This is a genomic window from Halobacillus litoralis (genome assembly GCF_020171725.1).
Taxonomy (GTDB): Bacteria; Bacillota; Bacilli; order Bacillales; family Halobacillaceae; genus Halobacillus; species Halobacillus litoralis_F.
On record NZ_JAIVAJ010000018.1, the window covers coordinates 1 to 2,717 of the forward strand.

Consider the following 2,717-nt stretch of genomic DNA (forward strand, 5'->3'; position numbering starts at 1 on the left):
AGGTCACACCTGTTCCCATGCCGAACACAGCAGTTAAGCTCTTCAGCGCCGATGGTAGTCGGGTTTACCCCCGTGAGAGTAGGACGCCGCCACGTCATTAGAAAAGCCCCTTAGAGGATCTCCTCTGAGGGGCTTTTTCGTTATAAGAAAATAAAGGAGGAGTTGATTGTGGCAGGATTGCTGCAGGCTGTTGTGATTGGAATGTAGGTCATGGCTATTCTTGCATTGACTACCAGGAGGCAGCATCATAGTAAACTTCAAAGAGGTCAGACGGAATTATATAAAGCACAGAGGCGGGCTCTTTTTTGGGTTCTGGGTACGTTTTACATAGGTTTTACTGCATTCCAGCTTGGAAAAGCCCAAGCTTTCTCAAGAGTTTATTATCCTCTACACGAAATGATGTTTGGTGTTTTCACCGTGTGTATCATAATTCTGCCCTTTGCCTTGGCAACATATCTCTACTTCGTCATTAAATCCATACGCGAAAGTAACCATTCAAAAATGAGTTTGTCTGGAAAGCTTACGTCCATATTTATTCTCTCATCGGTCGTTTTGATGACGATGCTCGTGACGTACCAAACACAAGAGGTTACGACTTCTGGTGTATTTGTAGTGAAACAAAAGCTTCAGGAAGATCACGACTACTTTCTACTATTAGAAGATCAGAAAATCGAAGTGACGCGCAATGAATATCAACTAGTGGAGGAAAACAGGAGATATGCTGTAAGTTTTGTCTGGAATCGAAACACTCCTTATAGAGGGGAGCTGTACACGATTGAACCGATTGAAAGATAAACGAACCTCTACTAGATCACTTGGATCTGCAAGTGCCAGTTCTTATTTCTTTCTCATTTATTGAAACGTCACCCTGTTCAGGTTCGTAAATGAAAGAAGGAGTGATAGAGATGGAAAGAAACGTGTATTTCTCAGATCAATTTTTTTCAGCTGGGCGAACGGAGATCTACAATGAATCTCGGGATCGAGTAGGGACTCTCGACTTAAAAAGCGCCTTTACATCAAGTGTAAATATAGAGAATCAAGAAGGTGAAGTTGTCATCGAAGCAGCTTTTCCTTTTTTGTCAGGTCGTTGGTCTGTAAGTTACCCTGGAGGAAGCGAACTTGGCTCCGTTAAAGCGTCCTTCTCATTTTTCTCAAAACGATACTGCTATGAAACGGATCGTGGAAGGTTCGAAATCGAGTCGCCAGCTTTGTCGGGGGAATATACCATCTATGATGAAAGTGAATCGACAGTTGCCGTATTCCACAAAGTAAGCGGATTCTTTCAAGCATCTGCCTACGAACTTCAAAACCACTCGGACTCTCTTGCGACAGAAGAATTGATTGCGGTGGTTATGGGTGTAAACGCAATTCAAAAACGAAGGTCCAATGCCGCTAATACATGAGGGTTGGGTCAGCCGTCTATTACATAGAAACATAGCGATTCCAACCTAATAAGTCGGGCGCTGCATCCACTCCAGAATGCAGCGCCCGGTTTTTGTTTAGTATCAAAGGAAGTGGAGATTAATACGACCAATTCGTTACTATACTTATCAACCCCTTCCTACACTCTTAAGCTTAGCACTGTATAATGGCCGGATCCCTAAGTATAGAAGAAAAGGATGTCCGCTCACCTTATATGTTAAGATTTGATTCTGCCCATCACGAAGGAAGCATGATAGTTACCATCAGAGAGGAATTTGTCGTTTCGTAAAACTCCTTCCGTTTGGAACCCGTGTCGTTCATACAACCGGACTGCCGACTCGTTTCTCTCAAGGACCGTCAACGTCACCTTCTTGATGTTGTGATCATCTGCCCATTGCATTGAGGCGGCAAGCAAGTGGTGGCCGACCTTATATCCCCAGTAATCTTTCAATACACCAATTCCGAATTCGACTTTGTGGGCCAGTCGCTTTAGGTGTGATCCTGCGCATCTTGAATAGGCAATGACCTCCCCGTTCGATTCAGCTAGTAAGAACAAGTGATTTGTTTTTTCTAAATCATCTTTTATGATGGCTTTAAAAGATTCATGGTCCAAGTAGTCTTCTCCAGGTTCCCGGTCCAGGTGTTCGGTTTCTCCATCAACCTTCAACCGTATCTTCTCCAATTGCTCTGCATCCGTTTCAACCGCCTGGCGCACTGTGTAAGACAACCCTTTGATATGGAAGGTTTCATATATACCCAAACCGCATGCCTCCTCAACTAGAATAAACACCCTTTTATTCTACCATTTTTTTCATAATTCAAGTATCTGCTGTTTTTTTAATCTAAATTGAAAAAAGGTATTGCATAACCAGAGCATTCGATGGTATATTATTAACTGTCGCTTTGAGAGCGGCGCTGAACGAAATGAAAAAAGTGATTGACTTACTAGATTCATTCGTGATATATTAGTAGATGTCGCGTTGAAAGACACCGACAAACACGAAATAAAAAATCACAAAAAAGTTGTTGACATCAAACAACAAAACGTGATAAGATGGTTGAGTCGCTGTTTTGAACAGCACACAACATTTTGATCTTTGAAAACTGAACGAACCAACCAGTACGTCAATATTTTCTTCTTAGTGAAGAAAAGACAACGAGCACATTTCGATGTGCAAATGAGCAAGTCAAACTTAACTTTTATGGAGAGTTTGATCCTGGCTCAGGACGAACGCTGGCGGCGTGCCTAATACATGCAAGTCGAGCGCGGGAAGCAAGCTGATCCCTTCGGGGTG

The 2,717-nt window shown here is 42.8% G+C and carries 3 protein-coding genes and 2 rRNA genes; 4 read left to right on the forward strand and 1 reads right to left on the reverse strand.

All coding sequences use genetic code 11. From position 1 onward, the window contains the following. From rrf to LCM20_RS19905, 3 genes are all read left to right on the forward strand, one after another. Positions 1-95, forward strand: a 5S ribosomal RNA gene (gene rrf, locus LCM20_RS19895); the annotation flags it as partial. Positions 96-501: 406 nt separating this feature from the next. Further along, a complete protein-coding gene (locus tag LCM20_RS19900) occupies positions 502-795 on the forward strand; it encodes a hypothetical protein (protein ID WP_225197230.1) in 294 nt (97 codons plus the stop codon). A 110-nt stretch (positions 796-905) separates the two neighbouring features. Continuing rightward, complete coding sequence (locus LCM20_RS19905; RefSeq protein WP_225197231.1) at positions 906-1,403, forward strand: hypothetical protein; 498 nt, start codon at positions 906-908, stop codon at positions 1,401-1,403. 236 nt (positions 1,404-1,639) lie between these two features. Here the strand turns inward: LCM20_RS19905 and LCM20_RS19910 are convergent, their stop codons facing one another. Then, positions 1,640-2,182 (reverse strand): GNAT family N-acetyltransferase, encoded by a 543-nt coding sequence (locus LCM20_RS19910; protein ID WP_225197232.1) that lies wholly within the window; start codon positions 2,180-2,182, stop codon positions 1,640-1,642. Positions 2,183-2,621: 439 nt separating this feature from the next. On the opposite strand from LCM20_RS19910, the gene LCM20_RS19915 reads away from it, so the two are divergent. Then, positions 2,622-2,717, forward strand: a 16S ribosomal RNA gene (locus LCM20_RS19915); the annotation flags it as partial.

Excerpts from the sequence above, each read along its gene's own strand:
- LCM20_RS19900 (WP_225197230.1), top strand. The coding sequence starts at position 502 with ATGAGTTTGTCTGGAAAGCTTACGTCCATATTTATTCTCTCATCGGTC.
- LCM20_RS19905 (WP_225197231.1), top strand. The coding sequence starts at position 906 with ATGGAAAGAAACGTGTATTTCTCAGATCAATTTTTTTCAGCTGGGCGA.